At 27.1% G+C, this 2,176-nt stretch carries 3 protein-coding genes; all 3 read left to right on the top strand.

The window, feature by feature from the left end; all coding sequences use genetic code 11:
* The first annotated feature begins 583 nt into the window (after positions 1-583).
* On the top strand, positions 584-859 hold the full coding sequence (locus ACWI69_RS12095) for a hypothetical protein (RefSeq protein WP_448822085.1): 276 nt from the start codon (positions 584-586) through the stop codon (positions 857-859).
* A 73-nt stretch (positions 860-932) separates the two neighbouring features.
* The gene (locus tag ACWI69_RS12100; RefSeq protein WP_448822086.1) at positions 933-1,769 is read left to right on the top strand and encodes an Rpn family recombination-promoting nuclease/putative transposase; all 837 of its coding nucleotides are present in this window, start codon (positions 933-935) and stop codon (positions 1,767-1,769) included.
* 20 nt (positions 1,770-1,789) lie between these two features.
* Complete coding sequence (locus ACWI69_RS12105; RefSeq protein WP_448822087.1) at positions 1,790-1,924, top strand: hypothetical protein; 135 nt, start codon at positions 1,790-1,792, stop codon at positions 1,922-1,924.
* Positions 1,925-2,176 lie beyond the last annotated feature (252 nt).

Below are 2,176 nucleotides of genomic sequence, written 5' to 3' on the forward strand. Positions count from 1 at the left end.
CATCAGCGTTTTTAATTCCCATCATAAATTAAATCGCCTCCTTATTTAAAAATATTATATCAAAAAATTCGAAAAAAAAAGCTGTAGACAGTTGCTCGTTTATAGCCTGATAATTGGAGATACCTCCAATTATTCTACTGTTTTAAATTTTAAATTCCCTGTCGGGAGACTCCTGCGAATGTAAAATATTTAATTTAATATTTTAGTCATGTTCTTTAATATATTTTTTCTTTTGCCATTTGCTTTTACTATAAATTTTTCAAAAAATTGATAGTTTTCAAAAGCTGTCAAAAGGAAAAAATATATATTAAAAAGAACATTGAAAACGAAATATTAGAGAAATTAAACATAAAACAATCGTGGGGTTACGCCCCCACGACAGAGATTTAGGGAGTGGTTAAAATGAAGAGAATTATAATATAGGATAAATATAATGACATTAATACTTGGGAAGCAACAAAATTATCTGGGGTTTTTTAAGCAATTTATAGATGGAAAATAATTTGGAAGTGGAATTAGGACAACTAAAAAATGGATTGAAAGTATTTTAGAAACAAAAATAAAGTTTGAAAAGGGGGAGAGAATGAAAAATATTTTAGTGTATATATACAAGATTATAAAATGGTTATTACTATTTATGTTATTTACAATTTTTATTATATTAACATTTTATCTAATAGATAAGATGGTTAGAGCAATTAGAGGGTTAATAAACGTTGGATTTTTGGGAACATTTTTATTACCAGGGAAAACTCCAACAGATGTTTATCTAGCTATGGGAGTTTTAGTAATAGGTAGTACATTAGCACTAATGTTAAGTCAAGGAATATGCCATTTTCTAAATAAGAAAATGGTATAAGTATAGGAGTAATATATTGATATTATTTGAATATCAAGGTATAATAAAAATAAAGGTTAAGGGGTGATGTAGTATGTGTACTCAATTATTTGATCCAAAAGTTGATTATGTTTTTAAAAATATTTTTGGCTCTGAAAAGCATCCGAGAATATTAATATCTTTTTTAAATGCTTGTATCAAGCCTAAAGAACCAATTATAGAGGTTAAGTTAAAGAATACAGAAATAACTAAGGAGTATATCGAAGATAGCTTTTCAAGGTTAGATATACTGGCTAAAACAAGTACAGGTGAATTAATTAATATTGAAATGCAAAGAGCAGATGAACGTAATATGGTAAAAAGAAGTTTATATTACTGGAGTAAAGCATATATTAGTGAATATACAGGAAAAGGTGCTTACGCAGATTTACCGAGAACAATATGTATCAATGTATTAGATTTTATTTTACTAGAAGAAGAGAAATTCCATAATAAATACTTAATTCAAAATGTAAGTAATAATAATTTATTGACAGACACATTAGAGCTTCATTTTATAGAAATACCAAAGATGAAAGATATAGATGAATCAGATTTATTAAGTGTTTGGGTAGGATTTTTAGAAGACCCGAACAATGAAAAAGTAATATCTTTAGAGAGAAAAGTTGAAGAACTACAAGAAGCTAAAGAGGAACTTGCGAGAATAAGTAGAGACCCAAAAGAAGCAGAGAACTATCGTATGCGTGAAAATGCAAGAAATGATAGATTAAATGCCCTATTATCAGCAGAAGAAAAAGGATTAAAAAGAGGATTAACAGAGGGAGAAAGAAAAGCGAAGTTAGAAATTGCAAAATCTTTAAAAGGAATATTGTCAGATGAAATAATATCAGAAAAAACAGGATTAGTTTTAGAAGAAATAAAAAGTCTTTAGACAACTGGAGGTGCTAACATATGGAGTATAACAATCTAGTTTTAGAAAAAGCATTAAGAGTTGTTAAATCAGCATTAGAAGAAGATGTTAAAAAATATTATAGACTAATCTTTTTGATAATGATAAAGAAGATTAAGAACAGGGAAAAAAACTAGAACTAATTATATAAAGAAAAAGATAGAAATTCAAAGAGAAATTTTATCTAAAGAGGATATGTTAGCATTAAAGAGAGTATAAATAATTTTGTGTAAATAATAATTGCAGACCTTCTAGATTAATAATGTAATATCATTAAAATCTAGGAGGTTTTTTTATGGCAAGAAAAAGAATTGTTTCTGAATCTAGAAAAAAAGTTATTCAAGATTTTCTCGCAGAATATCAACCTAAAACTGCTAAAGAATTGCAAG

Source organism: Cetobacterium sp. (genome assembly GCF_977044495.1).

What these genes read in the sequence shown, in the direction of transcription:
- ACWI69_RS12100 (WP_448822086.1), top strand. Translation starts at nt 933, where the DNA reads ATGTGTACTCAATTATTTGATCCAAAAGTTGATTATGTTTTTAAAAAT.
- ACWI69_RS12105 (WP_448822087.1), top strand. Translation starts at nt 1,790, where the DNA reads ATGGAGTATAACAATCTAGTTTTAGAAAAAGCATTAAGAGTTGTTAAA.
- ACWI69_RS12095 (WP_448822085.1), top strand. Translation starts at nt 584, where the DNA reads ATGAAAAATATTTTAGTGTATATATACAAGATTATAAAATGGTTATTA.